Here is a 605-nt window from a genome sequence, read left to right as displayed (position 1 = left end):
TGTACAGTCCGGGGACATGGTAGACAGGTGTTCGGGGACATGGTGAACACTTTTTAACATCCTTTACCCATGGTGATCGACTTTTTCTTCAGGTCGATCACCCCCACTTTCGTGCTGTACCACCACACTTCATAGCAGCCGTCATCCTGTGTCTCCCTCAGCCCGACCCGTTCTCCCCTGAACGCCTTGCCTGCGCTCAGACTGACACCCTGTATGCTCAGCTTTCCGCTGACATCCACTTTCCTGACCTTCACCCCTTCATCATACTCAGGTGGCGTTACGCTGCCGCTGTACTGCCGGGCAGACGGCTGATAACGCGAGGCCGGTACCGCCATATCCAGCGCCTCGTGCGGGCGTTCAAGGTTGTACACCGTGCGCCAGTGATCGAAAGCGCGTTGCAGCTCTCCGCTGTCCGCGAACCATTTTCCCTGCAGCACTTCCGCCTTCAGGCTGCGGTGAAAACGCTCCAGCTTGCCCTGCGTCTGCGGATGATAAGGCCGGGAGTGCCCCACCCGGATACCGTGGCGCATCAGCCACAGCTCCAGCGCCGTCCAGGTGCCGGTGGTGTCGCCCCACGGTGAGCCGTTGTCCATCGTCATCCTGTC

General features: G+C 59.8%; 1 protein-coding gene. It reads right to left on the bottom strand.

Going from position 1 to position 605, the window contains the following annotated elements; all coding sequences use genetic code 11:
- Nucleotides 1-53: 53 nt before the first annotated feature.
- Nucleotides 54-605, bottom strand: a 552-nt coding sequence (locus tag IM294_RS21980; protein WP_193360253.1) for an integrase core domain-containing protein, incomplete at its 5' end; no start/stop codon positions are given.

The sequence above is a fragment of the Enterobacter cloacae complex sp. P43RS genome (assembly GCF_014930585.1).
Taxonomy (GTDB): domain Bacteria; phylum Pseudomonadota; class Gammaproteobacteria; order Enterobacterales; family Enterobacteriaceae; genus Enterobacter; species Enterobacter bugandensis.
Note: the sequence above shows the minus strand (reverse complement) of the source record. Positions and strands in the feature narration are given on the sequence as shown.